The organism is Terrabacter sp. RAF57 (genome assembly GCF_052113925.1).
In the GTDB taxonomy this organism is placed as follows: Bacteria; Actinomycetota; Actinomycetes; order Actinomycetales; family Dermatophilaceae; genus Terrabacter.
On record NZ_JBFRDT010000002.1, the window covers coordinates 96,148 to 118,467 of the forward strand.

The 22,320-nt window shown below is 71.3% G+C and carries 16 protein-coding genes; 8 read left to right on the forward strand and 8 right to left on the reverse strand.

From position 1 onward, the window contains the following. The first annotated feature begins 25 nt into the window (after positions 1-25). A complete protein-coding gene (gene glgX, locus AB4Y83_RS02290; protein ID WP_442274957.1) occupies positions 26-2,167 on the forward strand; it encodes a glycogen debranching protein GlgX in 2,142 nt (713 codons plus the stop codon). An 84-nt stretch (positions 2,168-2,251) separates the two neighbouring features. Here glgX and glgP read toward each other — a convergent pair whose 3' ends face one another. Continuing rightward, entirely contained in the window at positions 2,252-4,840 is a 2,589-nt protein-coding gene (gene glgP, locus AB4Y83_RS02295; RefSeq protein WP_442274958.1) for an alpha-glucan family phosphorylase, read from the reverse strand. Positions 4,841-5,148: 308 nt separating this feature from the next. On the opposite strand from glgP, the gene AB4Y83_RS02300 reads away from it, so the two are divergent. From AB4Y83_RS02300 to AB4Y83_RS02325, 6 genes are read left to right on the forward strand one after another with little or no spacing between them, the layout of a single operon-like run. Further along, positions 5,149-7,167 (forward strand): alpha-1,4-glucan--maltose-1-phosphate maltosyltransferase, encoded by a 2,019-nt coding sequence (locus tag AB4Y83_RS02300; protein WP_442275373.1) that lies wholly within the window; start codon positions 5,149-5,151, stop codon positions 7,165-7,167. A gap of 3 nt (positions 7,168-7,170) precedes the next feature. Next, the gene (gene treS / locus AB4Y83_RS02305) at positions 7,171-8,877 is read left to right on the forward strand and encodes a maltose alpha-D-glucosyltransferase (protein ID WP_056770373.1); all 1,707 of its coding nucleotides are present in this window, start codon (positions 7,171-7,173) and stop codon (positions 8,875-8,877) included. After that, positions 8,877-10,304, forward strand: a complete 1,428-nt coding sequence (locus AB4Y83_RS02310) for a maltokinase N-terminal cap-like domain-containing protein (protein ID WP_442274959.1) — start codon at positions 8,877-8,879, stop codon at positions 10,302-10,304. Before treS ends, AB4Y83_RS02310 begins: the two co-directional genes overlap by 1 nt. Then, the gene (gene glgB / locus AB4Y83_RS02315; protein WP_056770381.1) at positions 10,301-12,583 is read left to right on the forward strand and encodes a 1,4-alpha-glucan branching protein GlgB; all 2,283 of its coding nucleotides are present in this window, start codon (positions 10,301-10,303) and stop codon (positions 12,581-12,583) included. The genes AB4Y83_RS02310 and glgB overlap by 4 nt, the downstream gene beginning before the upstream one ends. Continuing rightward, positions 12,580-14,226: a phosphoglucomutase (alpha-D-glucose-1,6-bisphosphate-dependent) gene (pgm, locus tag AB4Y83_RS02320; protein WP_442274960.1), complete on the forward strand. Its 1,647-nt coding sequence runs from the start codon at positions 12,580-12,582 to the stop codon at positions 14,224-14,226. Before glgB ends, pgm begins: the two co-directional genes overlap by 4 nt. Continuing rightward, complete coding sequence (locus AB4Y83_RS02325) at positions 14,223-14,708, forward strand: hypothetical protein (protein ID WP_442274961.1); 486 nt, start codon at positions 14,223-14,225, stop codon at positions 14,706-14,708. Before pgm ends, AB4Y83_RS02325 begins: the two co-directional genes overlap by 4 nt. An 83-nt stretch (positions 14,709-14,791) precedes the next feature. On the opposite strand, the gene AB4Y83_RS02330 is transcribed toward AB4Y83_RS02325, so the two are convergent. The 5 genes from AB4Y83_RS02330 to AB4Y83_RS02350 form a co-directional block, all read right to left on the reverse strand. Then, positions 14,792-15,739, reverse strand: coding sequence for a co-chaperone YbbN (locus AB4Y83_RS02330; protein WP_442274962.1), 948 nt, complete (start codon positions 15,737-15,739; stop codon positions 14,792-14,794). Between the two features lie 14 nt (positions 15,740-15,753). After that, on the reverse strand, positions 15,754-16,689 hold the full coding sequence (locus tag AB4Y83_RS02335) for a hypothetical protein (protein WP_442295928.1): 936 nt from the start codon (positions 16,687-16,689) through the stop codon (positions 15,754-15,756). A gap of 279 nt (positions 16,690-16,968) precedes the next feature. Further along, entirely contained in the window at positions 16,969-17,475 is a 507-nt protein-coding gene (locus AB4Y83_RS02340; protein WP_442274964.1) for a GNAT family N-acetyltransferase, read from the reverse strand. Next, positions 17,468-17,782 (reverse strand): thiamine-binding protein, encoded by a 315-nt coding sequence (locus AB4Y83_RS02345; protein WP_442274965.1) that lies wholly within the window; start codon positions 17,780-17,782, stop codon positions 17,468-17,470. Before AB4Y83_RS02345 ends, AB4Y83_RS02340 begins: the two co-directional genes overlap by 8 nt. A 59-nt stretch (positions 17,783-17,841) precedes the next feature. Further along, positions 17,842-18,849, reverse strand: a complete 1,008-nt coding sequence (locus AB4Y83_RS02350) for a GNAT family N-acetyltransferase (protein WP_442274966.1) — start codon at positions 18,847-18,849, stop codon at positions 17,842-17,844. Between the two features lie 271 nt (positions 18,850-19,120). Here AB4Y83_RS02350 and AB4Y83_RS02355 point away from each other — a divergent pair, with 271 nt between their 5' ends. Continuing rightward, positions 19,121-20,017 carry a type IV toxin-antitoxin system AbiEi family antitoxin domain-containing protein gene (locus AB4Y83_RS02355; protein ID WP_442274967.1) on the forward strand — a complete coding sequence of 299 codons (897 nt, stop codon included), beginning with the start codon at positions 19,121-19,123 and terminating at the stop codon, positions 20,015-20,017. 66 nt (positions 20,018-20,083) lie between these two features. On the opposite strand, the gene meaB is transcribed toward AB4Y83_RS02355, so the two are convergent. Further along, positions 20,084-21,049 (reverse strand): methylmalonyl Co-A mutase-associated GTPase MeaB, encoded by a 966-nt coding sequence (gene meaB, locus AB4Y83_RS02360; RefSeq protein ID WP_442274968.1) that lies wholly within the window; start codon positions 21,047-21,049, stop codon positions 20,084-20,086. 20 nt (positions 21,050-21,069) lie between these two features. Continuing rightward, positions 21,070-22,275, reverse strand: coding sequence for an acetyl-CoA C-acetyltransferase (locus AB4Y83_RS02365; protein ID WP_442295929.1), 1,206 nt, complete (start codon positions 22,273-22,275; stop codon positions 21,070-21,072). Positions 22,276-22,320: the final 45 nt, after the last annotated feature.

Sequence of the window (22,320 nt, forward strand, 5' to 3'; positions counted from 1 at the left end):
CCGGCCACCCCCTACGCTCAGACACATGTGCCCGCCCCCTGCCGCGACGCCAGACCTGCCTCCCGAGCACGGGGTCCGGCTCACCGCCGAAGGAGCCCAGTTCTCCGTCTACGCCGGCCACGCCAGGGCCGTCGAGGTCTGCCTCTTCGACACCGCCGCCGACGGCACCGAGACCGAGCGCCGGGTGCCGCTCCGGCATCGCGCGCACGGCACGTGGTTCGACACCGTGCCCGGGGTCGGGGCCGGGCAGCGCTACGGCTTCCGCGTCGACGGCGACTGGGACCCGGACCGGTCCCTGCTGCACAACCCCGCCAAGCTGCTCCTCGACCCCTACGCCCGGGCCATCGAGGGCGGGGTGCTCCTCGACCCCGCCGTCTACGCCCATCACGTCGGCCCGGACCTGCGCGGTGACCTCTGGGTGCGCGACGACCGCGACTCGGCCCCGCACCTGCCTCGCTGCGTCATCGTCGAGGACGAGTTCGACTGGGGTGCAGACGATTTCCCGAGGCGCTCACTCACCGAGTCGCTGATCTACGAGGTCCACGTCAAGAACGCCACCCAGCTGCACCCGGGCGTCCCCGAGGAGCTCCGGGGGACGTATGCCGGCCTCGCCCACCCCGCGTTCGTCGACCACCTGCTCGGACTGGGGGTCACCGCGGTCGAGCTCCTTCCGGTCCACACGTTCACCCACGAGCCCGACCTCGTGCTGCGCGGCCTGACGAACCATTGGGGCTACAACACGCTCGGGTTCTTCGCGCCGCACGCTGCGTACGCGTCGACGGCCGACCCGCAGGGCGCCCTCGACGAGTTCAAGACGATGGTCAAGGACCTCCACGCCGCCGGCATCGAGGTGCTCCTCGACGTCGTCTACAACCACACGGCCGAGAACGCCCGCGAGGGGATGACGCTGTCGTGGCGCGGTCTCGACCAGCGGGCGTACTACCGCGTCGACGGTCGCGGCCGCGACATCGACGTCACCGGGTGCGGCAACACGCTCGACCTCACGCACCCGGTCGTGGCCAAGATGGTGCTCGACTCGCTGCGGTACTGGGTGCAGGAGTGCCACGTCGACGGCTTCCGCTTCGACCTCGCCGTCGCGCTGGGCCGCGGCAGGGACGACGGCTACGACCGCGACCACCCCTTCCTCGTCGCCCTGCGCACCGACCCCGTCCTGTCCCGCGCCAAGCTCGTCGCCGAGCCGTGGGACCTCGGCATCCACGGCTGGCGCACGGGCCAGTTCCCGCCCCCGTTCTCGGAGTGGAACGACCGCTACCGCGACGCGACCCGGACCTTCTGGCTGCGCGACCTCGCCGCCTCCGCGTCGGGAGGGGTCGGCCACGGCGTCCGCGAGCTGGCGACCCGCCTGGCGGGGTCACAGGACCTCTTCGACCGCCACGACCGCGGCGCCATCGCCTCGGTCAACTTCGTCACGGCCCACGACGGCTTCACGCTCGCCGACCTCACGACCTACGACACCAAGCACAACGGCGCCAACGGCCACAGCGGCGCCGACGGGTCCAACGACAACCGGTCGTGGAACCACGGCGTGGAGGGTCGCACCGACGACCCCGACATCACCGCAGCGCGACGCCGGTCGATCCGCAACCTGCTCGGCACGCTCCTGCTGTCGACCGGCGTGCCGATGCTCAACGCCGGCGACGAGGTGGGTCGCAGCCAGCGCGGCAACAACAACCCCTACTCCCAGGACAACGAGATCAGCTGGATGTCGTGGGACCTCGAGCCGTGGCAGGACGACCTCCTCGAGACGACGCGGCACCTCGTCCGCCTTCGGCACGAGCACCCCGTGCTCCGGCAGCGGGCATTCTTCTCCGGCCGGCAAATCCATGCGGACGGCTCGACCGACCTCGCATGGTTCGCGTCCGACGGGCACCCCATGGGAGACCGCTGGGACGGCCCCTCCACCCACGTCCTCCAGGCCCTCTACGACGGTGCGCGACTCGAGCAGCAGTCGGTGCTCATCGTCGTCAACGGGTCGGCCCAGAAGGCCGAGGTCACGCTGCCGAAGGCGCCGGGTGCCACGGCCTACGAGCTGCTCTGGGACAGCGCGCAGGATCGGCCCGCCACCCCGGCCGGAGCAGCCGACGCGGGCACCGCGGTCGCGATGGAGGCCGCGTCGATGCGCGTCTGGCGCTCGACCGCCGGCTGAGGTCGGGACCCCGGCACACGGCATGCGTCCTCGGACGACGAGAGCCCGGGCCCCAGCGGGGTCCGGGCTCTCGGTCGACGAGCGTCAGGCGTTGCGCGCGAGTCCGAGCTCGGCCGGGCCGGCGAGCCCGGGGTGYTTCGGGACGACGCGGACGCTGTAGCCGAACGACCCGGTGCGGCGCAGCGGCTGCGAGCCGGCGAACTGGTGCCGGCCGTCGGCGTAGGACTCGACGAGGGCGAGCGGGGCGACCTCCATGCCCCACAGCTCGTCGACGTCGTTGACGTGTCCGTGCACGAGCTGCACCTCGACGTCGTCGGGGGTGAGCCCGTCGAGGGCGACGTAGGCGCGCAGGTCGAGGACGTCGCCGATCTGCGGCGAGTCCGAGAGGCCCGAGGGCTCGACGTGCTCGACCTTGACCTTGGGCCAGGCGCTGCGGATCTTCGTCTTGTAGGCAGCAAGGTCAATGGCACCGGCGAACTCCGACCCGGACACGGAGCGACCGGCTCCGGCCGCGGGGCTGTAGAGCTGCTCCGTGTAGTCCTGCACCATGCGGCTGGCGAGGACCTTCGGGCCCAGCGTCTTGAGGGTGTGGGTCATCATGTCGATCCAGCCCTGCGGCAGGCCCGCGGCGTCCCGGTCGTAGAACTTCGCGGCGACGTCGTTCTCGATGAGGTCGTAGAGCGCCGAGGCCTCGATGTCGTCACGCCGGTCGGCGTCCTCGACGCCGTCGGCGGTCGGGATCGCCCAGCCGTTGCGACCGTCGAACCACTCGTCCCACCAGCCGTCGAGGATCGAGAGGTTGAGGCCGCCGTTGAGGGCCGCCTTCATGCCCGACGTGCCGCACGCCTCGAACGGTCGCAACGGGTTGTTGAGCCAGACGTCGCAGCCCGGGTAGAGGTGCTGGGCCATCGCGATGTCGTAGTTGGGCAGGAAGACGATGCGGTGGCGCACCTCGGGGTCGTCGGCAAAGCGGACCATCTCCTGGATGAGGCGCTTGCCGGTCTCGTCGGCCGGGTGCGACTTGCCGGCGATGACGAGCTGCACCGGCCGCTCCGGGTGGAGCAGGAGGCGCTTGAGGCGCTCGGGGTCGCGCAGCATCAGGGTCAGACGCTTGTAGGTCGGCACGCGCCGGGCGAAGCCGATCGTCAGCACGTCGGGGTCGAGGATGTCCTCGACCCAGCCGAGCTCGGCGTCGCTCGCGCCACGCTTCTGCCACGAGGCCTTGACGCGTCGTCGGGCGTCGGCGACGAGCTTCTCGCGCATGACGCGCTTGGTCGACCACACGGCGTCGGCGGGCACCTCGTCGATGCGCTCCCAGGCGTTCTCGCCGGAGATGTCGGTCGTGCCGAGGTGCTTGCGGGCCACGTCGTAGACGGCCCGGTCGACCCACGTCGGGGCGTGGACACCGTTGGTGATGCTGGAGATCGGGACCTCGACGTCGTCGAAGCCCGGCCACAGGCCGTCGAACATCTCGCGGCTCACGACGCCGTGCAGCTGGGAAACACCGTTGGCGCGCTGCGCCAGACGCAGGCCCATGACAGCCATGTTGAAGATGCCCGACTGGCCGCCCTCGTAGTCCTCTGCGCCGAGGGCGAGCAGGCGCTCGACCGGCACGCCGGGGATGGCGTTGGCGCCGCCGAAGAAGAGGTTGATCTTCGCGGCGTCGAAGCGGTCGATGCCGGCGGGCACGGGCGTGTGGGTCGTGAAGACCGTCGCCGCGCGCACGGCTTCGAGGGCCTCGTCGAAGGTCAGGCCGTGGTCGCGGACCAGCTCGGTGATGCGCTCGACGCCGAGGAAGCCGGCGTGACCCTCGTTGGTGTGGTAGACCTCCGGCGTCGGGTCGCCGGACAGGCGGGACCACAGACGCAGGGCGCGAACGCCACCGATGCCGAGGAGCAGCTCCTGCTCGAGGCGGGTGTCGCCGCCGCCGCCGTAGAGCGACTCGGTGACCTTGCGGGTCTGCTCGTCGTTGCCGGGCACGTCGGAGTCGAGCAGCAGCAGGGGCACGCGGCCGACCTGCGCCTTCCAGACGTGGGCGTGCAGCTGACGGCCCGCGGGCAGGCTCACCGTGACGACGGCGGGCGTGCCGTCCTCCTCGCGCAGCAGCGACAGCGGGAGGCCGTCGGGGTCGAGGACCGGGTAGGTCTCGACCTGCCACCCGTCGCGGTTGAGCGACTGCTTGAAGTAGCCGGTCTTGTAGAAGAGCCCGACGCCGACGATCGGCACGCCGAGGTCCGACGCGGTCTTGAGGTGGTCGCCGGCGAGGATGCCGAGGCCGCCGGAGTACTGCGGCAGCACGGACGTGATGCCGAACTCCGGGCTGAAGTACGCGATCGCGGCCGGGGCGGCCTTGCCGGCGGCCTCCTGCTCGCGGCTCCACGACTGGTACCAACGCTCGTCGGAGAGGTAGTGGTGCAGGTCCTCGTTGGCGGCCACGACGCTGCCGACGAACTCGTCGTCGGCGGCCAGCGCGGCCAGCTCGTCGGAGGACAGGCGGGAGAGGAGCTTGACGGGGTCCTCACCGGCCTGGGCCCACTTGCGGGCGCTGATGCTCTCGAACAGGTCGCGGGTCGGCGGGTGCCAGGACCAGCGCAGGTTGCTCGCGAGGACGCCGAGTCCCTCGATGCGGCTCGGCAGGACGGTACGGACGCTGAAGCGACGGATGGCCTTCACAAGGGGACAGCATAGGGGTCGCGATGACGGCTTCTTGCAACCCTTGCAGCGGGGTTTCACCCATCGGACGGGGCCTCGGCGCGTCATGGGCCAAACGCTGCAACTTCGATACGGTCGATCACGTGACTGGCTCAGCGAAGAAGCCCCGTTCCAGCAAGCCGAACCGTGTGCGCAGCGCCGCCCCCCAAGCACCACGACGCGACGATGCCACCCCGACCGCAGACACCGCGTTCGTCGACGACACCGAGGCAGGAGCCGTCCACCTCGCCCCCGACCACCCCGTGAGCGCCCCGCCGACCGTCGAGGGCATGCCGGGTGACGCGCTCCCGATGGGACGCATCCCCGTGAGCGACGTGCGTCCGCTCGTCGACGGCGGGACCCGCCCGGCCAAGTCGGTCGTCGGCGAGGAGTTCACCGTCCGGGCCAAGGTCTTCCGCGAGGGCCACGACGCCGTCAACGCGACGGCCGTGCTCACCGACCCCGACGGCACCGACCACTACTTCGCCATGCACAGCGTCAACCCCGGCCTCTCCGAGTGGGCCGCCACCGTCGTCGCCGACCGCGAGGGCTGGTGGACCTACCGCGTCGAGGGCTGGTCCGACCCCTACGCGACCTGGGTGCACGACGCCGGCATCAAGATCGCCGCCGGCGTCGACGAGGACCTCATGTGCGCCGAGGGCGTCCGCGTCCTCGAGCGCTTCGCCGCGGCCGTCCGCGGCCTCGGCGTCGACGCCGCCGAGATCGACAAGGGGGTCGTCGCCCTGGGCGACAACCGGGCCCCAGCCGCGCACCGCTTCGGCGCGGCGACCTCGCCGGAGATCGCCGGCCTCGCCGCCCTCGTGCCGCTGCGGGAGTTCGTGTCGGCGTCACCGGCATACTCCCTGCTCGTCGAGCGCGAGCGCGCGCTCTACGGCGCCTGGTACGAGATCTTCCCCCGGTCCGAGGGCGCCCACCGCGACGAGAAGACCGGCGAGTGGGTGTCGGGCACGTTCCGGTCCGCGGCCGAGCGGCTGCCCGCCATCGCCGACATGGGCTTCGACGTCGTCTACCTGACGCCGATCCACCCGATCGGGACGACGGCCCGCAAGGGCCGCAACAACACCCTCACGGCCCAGCCCGGCGACCCCGGATCCCCTTATGCCATCGGCTCGCCCGACGGCGGGCACGACGCGATCCACCCCGACCTCGGCACGTTCGAGGACTTCGACCACTTCGTCGCCGAGACGCGACGGCTCGGCATGGAGGTGGCCCTCGACATCGCGTTGCAGGCCTCCCCCGACCACCCGTGGGTCCAGACGCACCCCGACCTCTTCACGACGCGGGCCGACGGCACCATCGCCTACGCCGAGAACCCGCCGAAGAAGTACCAGGACATCTACCCGCTCAACTTCGACAACGACCCGGCCGGGTCCTACGCCGAGGTGCGCCGGGTCATCCAGGTGTGGCTCGACCACGGCGTCCGCATCTTCCGCGTCGACAACCCCCACACCAAGCCGGTCGCCTTCTGGCAGTGGCTGATCGCCGATGTCGCGCAGGACCACCCCGACACCATCTGGCTGTCCGAGGCCTTCACCAAGCCGGCGATGATGCACCACCTCGCCAAGGCCGGCTTCCAACAGAGCTACACCTACTACGCGTGGCGCAACGCGAAGTGGGAGCTCGAGGAGTACGGCACCGAGCTCGCGGGAGAGGACACCGGGTCGGCGTACATGCGCCCGGCCTTCTGGCCGACGACGCACGACATCCTCACCCCCTACATGCAGTACGGCGGCCCGACCGCGTGGAAGCTGCGCGCCGCGGTCGCCGCGACGATGGCCCCGACCTACGGCATCTACGCCGGCTACGAGCTCATGGAGCACGTGGCGCGTCCCGGGGCGGAGGAGCAGCTCGACAACGAGAAGTACGAGTACAAGGACCGCCAGTGGTACCTCTACGAGCCGGGCGGCCCCCTCGAGAGCCGCTCGCTCGCCTGGTACCTCAAGCGGCTCAACGACATCCGCGGCTGGCACCCCGCGCTGCACTGGCTGCGCAACCTGCGCTTCCACGCGGCTGACGACGAGAACGTCCTGGTCTTCAGCAAGTCCCGTGTCGTCGACCGGGCCACGGGCGAGCGCGACACCGTCCTCGTGATCGCCAACCTCGACCCGCACGCCACGCGTGAGACGTGGGTGCACCTCGACATGGAGGCACTGGGTATGGCCACGTGGTCGACGTTCGACGCGCACGACCACATCACGAACCAGACGTGGGAGTGGCGGCAGGACAACTTCGTGCGGCTCGGTCCCGACTCCGAACCCGTCCACATCATCCACGTGAGGAGCCACTGACGCATGCAGGGCCTCAACCTGTCCCAGCCCGGCCTCAAGCACGACCCGCAGTGGTTCAAGAAGGCAGTCTTCTACGAGGTGCTCGTCCGGGCCTTCGCCGACTCGAAGGGCTCCGGCGCCGGTGACTTCACCGGTCTCATCAACCGGCTCGACTACCTCCAGTGGCTCGGGGTCGACTGCCTCTGGCTGCCGCCCTTCTACGCGTCTCCGCTGCGCGACGGCGGCTACGACATCGCCGACTACAAGGCGGTCCTGCCCGAGTTCGGCACGCTGCCGGAGTTCACCGAGCTCGTCTCGCAGGCCCACGCCCGCGGCATCCGCATCGTCACCGACTTCGTCATGAACCACACGAGCGACCAGCACCCGTGGTTCCAGGCGAGCCGTGCCGAGCCCGACGGGCCCTACGGCGACTTCTACGTCTGGTCCGACACCGACGACGGCTACGACGACGCCCGCATCATCTTCGTCGACACCGAGGTGTCGAACTGGACCTTCGACCCGGTGCGGCGACAGTTCTTCTGGCACCGCTTCTTCAGCCACCAGCCCGACCTCAACTTCGAGAACGAGGCCGTGCAGGAGGCGATGTTCGACATCGTGCGCTTCTGGATGGACCTCGGGATCGACGGCTTCCGTCTCGACGCGGTCCCCTACCTCTTCGAGGAGGAGGGCACGAACTGCGAGAACCTCCCGAGGACGCACGAGTTCCTCGCCAAGCTGCGCGCCATGGTCGACGCCGAGTACCCCGGCCGGATCCTGCTCGCGGAGGCCAACCAACCGCCCGCCGAGGTCGTCGACTACTTCGGCACCGAGGAGGCGCCGGAGTGCCAGATGTGCTTCCACTTCCCGGTCATGCCCCGGCTCTACTACTCGCTGCGCGAGGAGACCGCCGCCCCGATCATCGACGTGCTCGCAGACACGCCGGCCATCCCCTCAGGCACGCAGTGGGGCACGTTCCTGCGCAACCACGACGAGCTGACGCTCGAGATGGTGACGCCCGAGGAGCGCGCCGCGATGTACGGCTGGTACGCCCCCGACCCCCGGATGCGTGCGAACGTCGGCATCCGCCGGCGGCTCGCTCCCCTGCTCGACAACTCACGGCCCGAGATCGAGCTCATCCACGCGCTGATCCTCTCGCTGCCGGGGTCGCCGTGCCTCTACTACGGCGACGAGATCGGCATGGGCGACAACATCTGGCTCACCGACCGCGACGCGGTGCGCACGCCGATGCAGTGGACCCCCGACCGCAACGCCGGCTTCTCGAGCGTCGACCCGGGCAAGCTCTACCTGCCCGTCATCAGCAGCCTCGTCTACCACTACAACAACATCAACGTCGAGGCGCAGATGGCCTCTTCGGCCTCGCTCCTGCACTGGGTGCGCGGGATGCTCCAGATCCGCGGACGGCATCCGGTCTTCGGGCTCGGCGACTTCACCGTCGTCGAGGCCGACAACGAGTCCATCCTCGCGTTCACGCGCACCCTGGAGGCCGACGGCAACGAGCCCGGCGAGGCCGTGCTCTGCGTCAACAACCTCTCGAGCCGCCCCCAGGCCGCGACGATCCAGCTGCCGGAGGAGCTCGCCGGCCGCGAGCTCATCGACCTCTTCGGCGGCAGCGGCTTCCCGTGGGTGGCGAGCGACGGACGGGTCACCCTGACGCTCGGCTCGCGCGACTTCTTCTGGCTCCGCGTGCGGGGCGGGGAGGACCGCGGCTGATGGCCATCGTGCACAAGGGCGCGTCGATCGTGCCGACCAAGACCGAGATGGTCACCGAGTGGATGCCGCACCAGCGGTGGTACCACGGCAAGGGCCACGTCCCGCAGCTGCGCCGCGTCGGCGGGTTCCGCTTCGAGGACCCCGAGGGCGAGGTGGGCTGCGAGACGCTGCTCCTCGCCGACGAGGCCGTGGCCCCGGCCGTGGTCTACCAGGTGCCCCTCACCTACCGTTCGGCCCCGCTGGAGGGCGCCGAGCACGCGCTGCTCGGCACGATGGAGCACAGCGTCCTCGGCACACGGTGGGTCTACGACGGACCCCACGACCCGGTCTACGTCGGCCAGCTCATGGCGACGATCCTCGGCGGCGGCGCCTCCGACGAGGCGCAGGCCTCGGTCGGCAGCAACGCGCTCGCCACCGGCTCCTCGACCGGCCACGCCGACGGCTCGGTGTCGTCGTCGACGGTGCTCAGCGGCGAGCAGTCCAACACGTCGGTCATCTGCCGCATGACCGCTCCTGACGGCGGCCCGGCCGAGCCGGTCATCGTCAAGGTCTTCCGCACCCTCCAGGACGGCGACAACCCCGACGTCGTCGTGCAGTCCGCCCTGACGGAGGAGGGCTCCGACCGTGTCCCGATGGCCATCGGCCACCTGTCGGGTGCCTGGGACGCCCCGGCCGGTGGCCCGACGATGCACGGGCACCTCGCCTTCGCGCAGGAGTTCATCCCCGGGGTCGAGGACGCGTGGCGGGTCGCACTCGTCGCCGCCGCGTCGGGCACGGACTTCACCGACCGGGCCCGAGACCTCGGCGTCGTCACCGCCCAGATCCACATGGCGCTCGCCCACGCTCTCGGCACGCACGAGGTGACGCCCGAGGCGCGCGCGGCCGTCGTCGCGTCGATGCGCCAGCGGTATGCCGCCGCCGTGGCCCTCGTGCCCGACCTCGCCTCCCGCTCGGGCGCCGTCGAGCGCGTCGTCGCGTCCGTGCGCGACGTGCACTGGCCGTCGCTGCAGCGGATCCACGGCGACTACCACCTCGGCCAGGTCCTCGACGTGCCCGAGCGCGGGTGGGTGGCCCTCGACTTCGAGGGTGAGCCGCTGCGCCCGCTCGCCGAACGCGTACTCCCCGACCTCACGGCGCGTGACGTCGCAGGCATGCTCCGCTCCTTCGACTACGCCGCGGGCTCGGTGGCGCTGGCCGAGTCACCGGTCGACGCGACCGCCTGGGCGGCAGCCTGCCGAGCCGCCTTCCTCGACGGGTACGCCGCCGTCGCAGGGGCACTCGACGCCGACGCGCAGGCACTGACCCGCGCGCTCGAGCTCGACAAGGCGCTCTACGAGGTCGTCTACGAGGCCCGCAACCGGCCCTCGTGGCTGCCGATCCCGCTCGGCGCCGTCGAGCGACTCACCACCGAGGAAGGCACGCCATGACCACCGAGACCGCCCACGGTCCCTCCCTCGACGACGCCGCCATCACGGCCTTCCTCCAGGGCCGCAACGGCCAGCCGCACGACCTGCTCGGACACCACGTCGGGCCCGGCGGCCTGACGATCACCGCCTACCGCCCGTTCGCGACCCGGGTCGGCGCCCGTCTCGACTCGGGCGAGCGGGTCGAGCTGCAGCACGTCCGCGACGGCATCTGGTCGATGACCTCGCCCGACTTCGGCACGACCCACGACTACCGCCTCCTCGTCGAGTACGGCGACGGCGTGGAGCACGAGCAGGACGACCCCTACCGCTTCGCCCCGACCCTCGGCGAGATCGACCGCCACCTCATCAACGAGGGCCGCCACGAGCAGCTGTGGACCGTCCTCGGCGCGCACGTGCGCCACTACCCCGGCCCGCTCGGCGACGTCTGGGGCGTGTCGTTCGCGGTGTGGGCGCCGCGTGCCAAGGCCGTCCACGTCATCGGCGACTTCAACGACTGGGACCGCCGCTCGCACCCGATGCGGGCGCTCGGCGAGAGCGGCATCTGGGAGCTCTTCCTGCCCGGCGCCCAGGAGGGGATGAACTACCAGTTCGCGGTGCGCGGGCCCGACGAGCTCGTCCGGCTCAAGAGCGACCCGATGGCGCGGATGACGGAGGTCGCGCCCAAGCAGGCGGCCATCGTCACCGAGACCCACTACGACTGGCGCGACGACGACTGGATGGAGCGCCGCCGCACGAGCAACGCCCACCAGGGGCCGATGAGCATCTACGAGGTCCACCTCGGCTCGTGGCGCCAGGAGCTCGGCTACCGCGGTCTCGCCGAGCACCTCGTCAACTACGTGCGCGACCTCGGCTTCACTCACGTCGAGTTCCTGCCCGTCATGGAGCACCCGTACGTCCCGTCGTGGGGCTACCACGTGACCGGCTACTACGCCCCGAGCTCGCGCTGGGGCCGCCCCGACGACTTCCGCTTCCTCGTCGACGAGCTGCACCGGGCCGGCATCGGGGTCCTGCTCGACTGGGTGCCCGGGCACTTCGCCACCGACGAGTGGGCCCTCGCCCGCTTCGACGGCCTGCCGCTCTACGAGCACCCGGACCCCCGCAAGGGCTGGCACCCCGAGTGGGGCTCCAACATCTTCGACTACGGCCGGCCCGAGGTGCGCAACTTCCTCGTCGCCAACGCCATCTACTGGCTCGAGGAGTTCCACCTCGACGGCCTCCGCGTCGACGGCGTGGCGTCGATGCTCTACCTCGACTACGCCCGCGACGCCGGGGCCTGGGTGCCCAACAAGGACGGCGGGCGCGAGAACCTCGAGGCCGTCGAGCTGCTCAAGGAGACGAACGGCACCGCCTACAAGCGGGTCGGCGGGATCGTCACGATCGCCGAGGAGTCGACGACGTGGCCCGGGGTCACGAAGCCGACCAACGAGGGCGGTCTCGGCTTCGGCTTCAAGTGGAACATGGGCTGGATGAACGACTCGCTGAAGTACCTCGGCGAGGAGCCGATCTACCGCAGCTACCACCACGGCAAGCTCACGTTCTCCCTGATGTACGCCTTCGACGAGAACTTCGTGCTGCCGATCAGCCACGACGAGGTCGTCCACGGCAAGGGCTCGCTGCTGCGCAAGTCGCGGGGCCCGCGCGAGGAGCAGGTCGCGACCCTTCGCGCCTTCCTCGCCTACCTCTGGTGCCACCCCGGCAAGCAGCTGCTCTTCATGGGCTGCGAGTTCGGCCAGGAGTCCGAGTGGTCCGAGGGCCGCAGCCTCGACTGGTGGTTGCTCGAGCAGCCGCTGCACTACCGCGTGCACAACCTCGTCAAGGACCTCAACGGCATCTACCGCGGCAACCGGGCGCTGTGGGAGCTCGACTCCGACCGCTCGGGCTTCGAGTGGCTCGAGGCCGACGACGCAGCCCACAACACGTTCTCGTGGCTGCGCTTCGGCACGGGCGACCGAGCGACCGACGCCCCGGTCGTGGCGTGCGTCATGAACTTCAGCGGCGAGACGCAGCAGTCCTACCGCATCGGGCTGCCGCGCGGCGGGCGGTGGACGGTCGTCCTCGACACGGCCGGCTACCACCCCGACGCCCCGAGCAGCACCGGCACCGTCGTCGAGGCGCGCGAGGAGGCCTGGCACCAGCAGCCGTATGCCGCCGACCTCACCGTCCCGCGCCTGTCAACCGTCTGGCTCGTCCCCGTCGACGAGCCCTCCGTCCCGGCCGTCGTCTCCGGGACCCTCGCGAGCAGCGACGCCGACCCGACCCCGAACGGAGACCCCTCATGACCCACCCGCGCGCCGGTCAGCCCGCACAGGCCGAGGACCTCGTCGACGTCGACGCCCTCGTCGGGGCCTACTATGACCGTCACCCCGACGTCGACGACCCCGACCAGCAGGTCGCGTTCGGCACGTCGGGACACCGCGGGTCGAGCCTGCGCACGGCCTTCAACGAGGACCACATCCTCGCCACGACGCAGGCCATCGTCGACTACCGCGTCTCGCAGGGTTTCGACGGGCCCCTCTTCATCGGCCGCGACACGCACGCGCTGTCCGAGCCCGCCTGGCGCTCGGCGCTCGAGGTACTCGTGGCCAACGGTGTGCAGGTGCTCGTCGACGACCGCGACGGGTTCACCCCGACCCCGGCCGTCTCGCACGCCATCCTCCGCGCCAACCGCGGCAAGGCCTCGGGCGCCACCGGACTGGCCGACGGCATCGTCGTCACGCCGTCGCACAACCCGCCGGCCGACGGCGGCTTCAAGTACAACCCGCCGCACGGCGGCCCGGCCGACACCGACGCGACGTCGGTCATCGCCGAGCGCGCCAACGACCTCATCCGCGGTGGGCTGCGCGAGGTCCGCCGCGTGGCCTTCGAGCAGGCCCGCGGCGAGGCCGGTTCCTACGACTTCATGGGCACCTACGTCGACGACCTGCCGAACGTCGTCGACCTCGCCCGGGTCCGCGAGGCCGGCGTGCGCATCGGAGCCGACCCCCTGGGTGGCGCGTCCGTCGCCTACTGGGGCGAGATCGGCGAGCGTCACGGGCTCGACCTCACCGTCGTCAACCCGCGCGTCGACCCGCAGTGGGCCTTCATGACCCTCGACTGGGACGGCAAGATCCGGATGGACTGCAGCTCGCCGTCCGCGATGGCTTCGCTCATCCACGCCAAGGACGCCTACGACATCTCGACGGGCAACGACGCCGACGCCGACCGGCACGGCATCGTCACGCCCGACGCCGGCCTGATGAACCCCAACCACTACCTCGCCGTGGCCATCCAGTACCTCTACGGCGGGGCCCGACCGGGTTGGCCCGCGACGACCGCCATCGGCAAGACCCTCGTGTCCTCCTCGATGATCGACCGCGTCGCCTCCGACCTCGGTCGTACGCTCCTGGAGGTCCCCGTGGGCTTCAAGTGGTTCGTGCCCGGGCTGCTCGACGGCTCGGTCGGGTTCGGCGGGGAGGAGTCCGCCGGAGCGAGCTTCCTGCGCCAGGACGGCACGGTCTGGTCCACCGACAAGGACGGCATCCTGCTCGCCCTCCTGGCGTCCGAGATCCTCGCCGCGACCGGCAGGACGCCCAGCCAGCACTACGCCGAGCTGACAGCGCGACACGGCGACCCGGCATACGCCCGCATCGACGCGGCGGCGTCGCGTGAGGAGAAGGCCAAGCTCGGGGCCCTCTCCCCCAGCGACGTGACGGCGGAGACCCTTGCGGGAGAGCCGATCACAGGCAAGCTGACCGAGGCCCCGGGCAACGGCGCCAAGATCGGCGGTCTCAAGGTGACGACCGAGAGCGCGTGGTTCGCCGCACGCCCGTCGGGCACCGAGGACGTCTACAAGATCTACGCCGAGTCCTTCCAGGGCGCCGAGCACCTCGCCCGCGTGCAGGCCGAGGCGAAGGACGTCGTGTCGGCGGCCCTCGGCGGATGAGCGAGCTCGACGAGTCTGGTCCGCGGGGCCGGCTGGTGCTCGTGACGGCGGTCCGCGCCGACGCTCGGGCCGCCCTGGCGTCGGCCGTGGCTGCTCGTCTCCAACGGGCCGTCGTCGTCGACGGTGCGGCACTCGAGGCGGCCGTCACGGGCGGCGCCGTCCCCGGGTGGGACGAGCCGCCGACGTCGGAACAGCTGCGGAGTCGGCTGCTGCGCTGGTCAGCGGCCCTGGCCGTGGCCGAGACCTACCAGCTCGAGGGCCTCGACGCGGTCGTCGCCGAGGACGCGCTCGGTGACCGGCTCGAGGACTTCCTCGACCTCGTGGAGCCCGAGCCGGTCCACGTGGTCGTCGTCCGTGACGGCGCCGACCCCACCACGCCGCACTGGGGCCTGTGGGTCGACGGCACTGACCCGGTCGATGCCACGGCCGACGACGTCGTCACCCGGCTGGCCGACGCGCTCGTCGCCACGTCGGCCACCTGACACCGCCGGGCACGCGACGGCACCCACACAGCACCGCGGGCCACCCTCCGACGTGGAGGATGACCCGCTTCGTGTCCGGACCCTCAGAAGAGGGCGCTCATCAGGGACTTGCGTGCCTTCGCGACGCGCTCGTCGGTCACGCCGATGACCTCGAAGAGCTCGACGAGGTGCTCCCGCGCCTTGTTGCGGTCGGCGTCGGCCGTGACGCGCACCGTGTCGATGAGCCGCATGAAGGCGTCCTCGACGTGACCACCGAGCAGGTCGAGGTCGGCGACGAGGATCTGCGCGTCGACGTCGGTCGGTGCGGCGGCCGCAGCGGCACGGGCGGCCTGGAGGTCGGCCCCCTGGGTGCGCTGCATGAGCCCGACCTGGGCGAGGCCCAGCTTGGCGTCCGTGTCGGCAGGGCTCTGCGCGAGGGCCTCGCGGTAGGCCGAGGCGGCCCCGTCGAGGTCGCCCGCCTCGATGGCGTCGAAGGCCTTCTGGTGCAGTGGCGGCAGCGGCTGCTCCTGCTCGGCCTCGTCGGCCGGTGCCTCGGCCTCGTCCCCGACCGTGACGGTGCCGGTGACCCCGTGCTGCGCCGCGAGCTGGAGCACCTGGTCGATGACGGCCGTGACCTGGGCCTCAGGCTGCGCGCCCTCGAACAGCGGCACGGGTTGGCTCTGCACGAAGGCGAAGCTCACCGGCACGGCCTGGACCTGGAAGGCCTGCAGGATCGTGGGGTTCGCGTCGACGTCGACGGTGACGAGCTGGAAGCGGCCCGCGTAGCGGCGGGCCACCGCACCGAAGGTCGTGACGAAGTCGGCCGACTCCTGGAGCCGCGGCGACCACAGCACCATGACGACGGGGTGCCGGTCGGACGCCGCGATGACGTCACGGATCGAGGCGTCAGTGCCCTCGATGACGAGGCCAGCACCGTCCGCGGAGGTGGAGGCCGCGCCGGATGCGGGGCCAGCCGGCTGGGCCGGACGCTTGAGCGATGACAGGTCGACGGCACCGCGAAGTGCTGCTGCGGTGAATGGCTGGTGACTCATAGATCAATCCTGCCTCACCGACCCGAGCCGGCGACGAGCTGGTCCGAAGCGGCGACGATGCGCGCCTGTCCGGACGCAGGGATGACGATGGCGACGATCTCGTTGGAGGTGAGGTTGGCCTCGGTCGTGATCTGCTTGATGCCGGTCAGGAGCGTCAGGTCCTTGGCCGGGGTGAGCTTGACGGGGGTGCGCATGGCGATGGCGTCATTGCGCACGAGGTGGGCGAAGACGATGGCGCCGTTGCCGTCCTTGAGGCGCAGGCCGCCGATGACGCCCTTGGGCTCGTGCTCCTGGGTGAAGGCACCCTGGTTGTTAAGGGCCTGCGACTGCGCGCGGGCCGACTGGCGCAGCTGCTCCGAGAGCGGGTCGTCGGCCAGCACCTTGGTCGCCGTCGGGTCGGGGTACTTCACCGATGCGGCGAAAGCCGAGACGACGTCGTCGGGCTTGGCGCTCAGGCCCGTGCCGTCGGCGACGGCGGCAGAGCCGTCGGACGTCGGGTCGAGGGCGTCGAGCTTGGCGTCCGGGAGCATCGGGGTGACCGCGGCCGCCTTGAACGGCGCACCGGACTGGCCACCGACGAGCAGCACGAGGACGGCCGCACCGGTCTTCTTCAGCGTCGTCTGGGCGAGGATCTGCGCCGGGGCGTCTCCAGCCCGGGACAGCGCGAGCACCTTGACGCCGGTCGTGGCGAGCTCGGCGTCGGCCTTCTCCGCGGCGGTGCGCCCGGGCAGCGTCTTGGCGTACGCGTTCGCCGACTGCAGCGCGGCACCGACGAAGGCCTTGCTGCGAGCAGCCGTACCGGCGGCCGAGGCGTCGAGCGAGGACGTCGCTGCGGCACCGACGGCGGAAGCGGCGGTCGTGTCGGCGGCATCGGCCGCGACCACGGGGGTCGCCGAGCCGCCGGTCCCGGCGGTGCCGTCGTCGGAGTTGCCGGTGCAGGCAGAGAGCATGGCAGCGCAGGCGAGCGCGGCGGCAAGAGCACGTCGACGAGTCGCGGTGCGGGGCATGGAAAAGCCTTTCGGTGACGCAGGGGGACGGGCCGAGCGCGTTCGGCCGCGACCCACGATACGCACGGACCGTGCTGCATCCCCAATCCGCGGTAACGGCTCGCCGAGGACATTTCCGGACACTCCTGACGCAGTTCGTGCAGCGACACGCGCCCATGTCAGACAGGTCACGCTCGCCCGCCGGCGACCTATGCCCGTTATGCGCAGATTGTCCTGCGCGTGTCAGGCGAGACGGCGGACCATCCGCATTTCCGGGGTGCCGGTCGGCGGGTGCAGCTCGCGCCGGCCCTCGTCGACGAACCCGCGCCGCGTGTAGAAGGCCCTGGCCCTCGCGTTGCCCTCGATGACCCACAAGGTCGCGTCACGGTCGCCGAGGAGCTCGTCGACGAGGCGGCCGGCGACGCCCGTGCCACGGGCGTGCGGGGCGAGGTTGACGGCATACAGCTCCCACTCGGAGGGTGCGTCCTCGTCGCGACTGGGGCCGGCGCTGCCGAAACCCGCGAGCCGGCCGTCAGAATCGACGACCACGAGGGTGCGCTGGGGCGCGTCCGGCGGCAGGGCGACCCGCTCACGCCAGCGGTCCGCGCAGCGCTCGTCACTCAGCCCGGCCAGGTAGTCGGCCGGCATGAGGTCGGCGTACGCGTCGCGCCAGATGGCCATGTGCACCCGGCCCAGCTCGTCGCAGTCCTCGGGTGCGAGCGGGCGCAGGGCCCAGTCGCCCTCACTCATCCTGCTGACGGCCGAGCGCATCCTCGAGCCGCTCGAGCTTGCCGTCGAGCTCGCCCGTCCAGCCGGGACGGATGTCGGCCTTGAGCACGAGCCCGACACGCGGCGAGGTCTCCGCCAGCACGTCGCAGCACTGCTTGACGACAGCCATGCACTCGTCCCACTCCCCTTCGATCGTCGTGAACATCGCGTCGGTGCGGTGCGGCAGACCGGAGTCGCGCACGACGCGGATGGCTCGGGCGACGGCGTCGGACACGGATCCGGTGTCGTCGGCCGCGACGGTGGGGGCGACGGAGAAGGCGATCAGCATGACCTCACCGTATGCCGCCCTCGCCGTCGTCGCGCGAGCACCCCACCGAGCCGCTCGGCCTAGAAGGCCTTCTTCATCGTCAGTGCCTCCTCGATGATGGCGAAGCCCAGGTCCTTGTTGATCTGGACCATCCAGGGGTTCTGCTCATCGTTCATCGTCTGGACCGAACGCCGTTCTGGCGCAAGGCGGGCCAGCTCCTCGAGGTTCGCGATCTTGACGGCCATGCCGAGCCGGTGGCCGCGGTGCTCGGGCAGCACGAGGGTGCCCCACTGAAAGACGACGTGCGGGTCCCCGGACGGGATGGAGAGGTCGGTATAGGCCGCGACGACGCCGGACTCGCGGTGCACGGCGACCGCCGTGACCATCGTGCGACCGGTGTCGCGCAGGTGCTGGAGCAGCGTCTCGTAGTCATCGACGGTCATCGACTCGGGCTCGAACTCGACGTCGCCCGTGGGGGCGTCGAGGATGAGCCGGTTCGACGCGTCGCAGACGCCCTGACGCAGCTCGACCGGCACGCCGTCGACGTGGACGGTCAGCTCGTACCGGTCGCCCATCGCCTCGGCGGCGCGATGCTCGTGCTCGGCCATGACGTCGGCCGCGACCGGGAGCGGGAGCGAGCGCACGATCTCGATGCTCGACACCGTGAAGCCACGGCGGAGGGCGAACTCGCGGTCGGCGTGCGACTCGCGGTCGCCCACCGGCACGAAGACCTCGGTCAGGAGCATGTCCCGGCCTGCCGCTCGGGCCTGCTGCTCCATCCAGTCGACGAGGGCGGTTCCCACACCCTGCCCGCGGTGCTGCGGGTCGACTTCGAGGTGCGACCAGCACTTGTCCAGGTTGTCGCGTTCGGGGAAGAACACGCGGGCCCAGCCGACGGGTGAGCCGTCGACCACCGCGACCACGCTCTCCTCGCGCTCGCCGGGGAACGAGAAGCGCACCATCTTGAGGAACTCGTCCTCGGTGCGCTGGATCGGCTGCACGCGCGAGACGGACTCGCTGCGCGTGGCCACGCCGAAGAGCTCCTTGAGCATGACGTCGTCGTCATGGTCGAGCGGGATGATGTCCATCCCTCGACGGTGACACCGCCGCGTCCCCGGCGCCATCCATTTACATCCGCCGCGCGCTCGCCGCGTCCCCCTGCAGGCCCTCCCCCGCGTCCGTATGCCGCCCGCTCCCTCCGCGCCACCGCGGGCCATGCGAGCGGTCCCCCGCGACACAGCACGCACCAGTGCGCGGTCGCCATACGCAGGACCCCGGCCGACGACCCCCACGTCATGTGTTCCGAGAGCCTGTGGACAGCGCGCTCGAGACCCCTCGACGGCTCGGCAGGCTGGCGTGGTGGATCCGGTGGTGGACGCGGTGCGGCGACTCGGCGGCGTCGCGACGCGTGCCGAGCTGCGGCCCTTCGTCTCGAAACGGCAGCTTCGGCGAGCCGTGGTCGAGGGACACGTCCTGCGCCCCCGTCCCGGCCGGTACCTGCTTCGCGACGTCGACGCCGCCACGGCTGTGGCGCACGAGCTCAGCGCCGTCGTCTCCCACCGCTCCGCGGCCCTCGCGCACGGGTGGAAGGTCAAGACGGTGCCGCCGAAGCCGGAGGTCACCGTGCCCCGAGGGCGCAAGATCGCGGCCGGGACCCGGCCACGGGCGCGGATCTGGTCCTCCCTCATCGACCCCCGGGACGCGGCCGCAGGCATCACGTCACCGGCTCGCACCGTGGTCGACTGCGCTCGCCACCTCCCGTTCGACGAGGCTCTCGCCATCGCCGACTCGGCGCTCCGGTCCCGGCGGGTGTCGGCCGGCGACCTCGCGACCCTGGCGCAGCAGGTCCGCGGGCCCGGACGACCGCGGGTGCTTCGCGTCCTCACGCACGCGTCGAGCAAGGCGGCCAACCCCTTCGAGTCCGTACTCCGCGCGATCTCGCTCGACGTGCCGGGGCTCGACCTCCGTCCCCAGGTCGGCATCGCCGTGGCCGGCGGCGAACGGGTCACCCCTGACCTCGTCGACATGTCGCTGGGGATCGTCGTCGAGGCGGACAGCCACGAGTTCCACACTGGCAGAGAGCAGCTCGTCGTCGACTGCTGGCGCTATGACGAGCTGGTCCTGTCCGGCTGGGACGTCTACCGGTTCAGCTACGAGCAGGTGATGCGGCGGCAGGCGTGGGTGCGTTCGGTGCTCCTCCGTGCCGAGGCGAAGTCCCGAGCGACACAGGAAGTCCGCGTAGCTCTCCAGCGCTGAGCGCGAGCTCCACCGCAACGCCAGGCTTCAGGTGTCGCGGTGAACCACCCAGCCCGAACCCGCCGGTCAGGAGCCGAGCTGCTCGAGGAGACGGTCGGCGGCGGCATAGGGGTCGGTGCGCCCGGCGATGACGTCACGGGCCAGCGCGGCGACGCCCTCGTGACCACCGACGTGCCCGAGCCGGGCACGCAGGGTCGTCAGCGCGATCGTCTCGATCTCGTCGGCGACGCGACGCTCACGGCGCCGTGCCAGCTCGCCGTTCTCCTCGACGAACGCCCGGTGCTTGTCGAGCGCCTCCATCACCTCGTCGATGCCGACCTTCTGTGCCGCAACGGTTTTCACGACCGGAGGCCGCCACAGACCCGGCTCGGTGCGGTCGCCGAGCGAGATCATGTGGCGCAGGTCGCGGACCGTCGCGTCGGCGCCGTCGCGGTCGGCCTTGTTGACGACGAAGACGTCGCCGATCTCGAGGATGCCGGCCTTGGCGGCCTGGATGCCGTCGCCCATGCCGGGCGCGAGCAGGACGACCGACGTGTCGGCGAGCCCGGCGATCTCGACCTCGGACTGCCCCACCCCGACGGTCTCGACGAGCACGACGTCGCACCCGGCGGCGTCGAGCACCCGGATGGCCTGCGGTGTCGTGAACGACAGCCCGCCGAGATGGCCGCGCGAGGCCATCGAGCGGATGTAGACCTCGGGGTCGAGGGCGTGGTCCTGCATGCGGACGCGGTCGCCGAGCAGCGCCCCGCCCGAGAACGGCGAGCTCGGGTCGACCGCGAGCACGCCGACGCGCAGGCCGCGCTCGCGGAAGGCGCCGACGAGCGCAGTCGTCGTCGTCGACTTGCCGACGCCCGGCGAGCCGGTGAGACCGATGACCCACGCGTTGCCGGCGTGCGGCGCGAGCGCCGCCATCACCTCGCGCAGGGACTCGTGGGCGTCCTCGACGAGGGAGATGAGGCGGGCGACGGCGCGCGGCGAACCCGCCCTGGCCGACTCGACCAGGGCGGGGACGTCGACGGATCGGCGCGCCACGCGGTGCAGGACCCGGGCGATCAGGCGGTCGCGGGCACGCGGACGATGAGGGCGTCACCCTGACCGCCGCCACCGCAGAGGGCAGCCGCGCCGACACCGCCGCCGCGACGCTTCAGCTCGAGCGCGAGGTGCAGGGCGATGCGGGCACCGGACATGCCGATCGGGTGGCCGAGGGCGATGGCGCCGCCGTTGACGTTGACCTTGTCGACGTCGATGCCGAGCTCCTTGGCCGACGCGAGTCCGACGGCCGCGAAGGCCTCGTTGATCTCGACGAGGTCGAGGTCGGCGGGTGTGATGCCCTCCTTCTCGCAGGCCCGGGCGATGGCGCGGGCGGGCTGCTGCTGGAGCGTCGAGTCGGGCCCGGCGACCATGCCGTGCGCGCCGATCTCGGCGAGCCACGTGAGTCCGAGCTCCTCGGCCTTCGCCTTGCTCATGACGACGACCGCGGCGGCACCGTCGGAGATCTGCGACGCCGAGCCGGCCGTGATCGTGCCGTCCTTGCTGAAGGCCGGGCGCAGGCCGCCGAGCGACGCGGTCGTCGTGTCGGCGCGGATGCCCTCGTCGTTCTTGAAGACGACCGGGTCGCCCTTGCGCTGCGGGATGCTCACCGGGACGACCTCGTCGTCGAAGAGGCCGTCCTTCCACGCCTTGGCCGCGAGCTGGTGGCTGCGCGCCGAGAACTCGTCCTGCTCCTCGCGGGTGAAGGCCTGATCGCCCGTGTTGGCCTGCTCGGTGAGCAGACCCATGGCCTGGTCGGTGAAGGCGTCCCAGAGCCCGTCGAAGGCCATGTGGTCGCGCATCGTGACGTCGCCGTACTTGTAGCCCTCGCGCGACTTCGTCATGAGGTGCGGCGCGTTGGTCATCGACTCCTGGCCACCGGCGACGACGACGTCGCACTCGCCGGCGCGGATGAGCTGGTCGGCCATGGCGATGGCGTTGATGCCGGAGAGGCAAACCTTGTTGATGGTCAGGGCCGGGACGGTCATCGGGATGCCGGCGGCGTGCGCGGCCTGGCGGGCCGGGATCTGGCCGGCGCCGGCCTGCAGCACCTGACCCATGATGACGTAGTCGACCTGCTCCGGGGCGACGCCCGCCTTCTCGAGGGCCCCCTTGATGGCGACGCCACCGAGGTCGGACCCGGAGAAGTCCTTGAGCGAGCCGAGCAGCCGACCCATGGGGGTGCGGGCGCCCGCGACGATCACGGAGGTGGGACGGTCAGCAGTCATGGGTGAAGCCTCTTCCGACGTCATTGGGGATGTCGCCGTCAACTC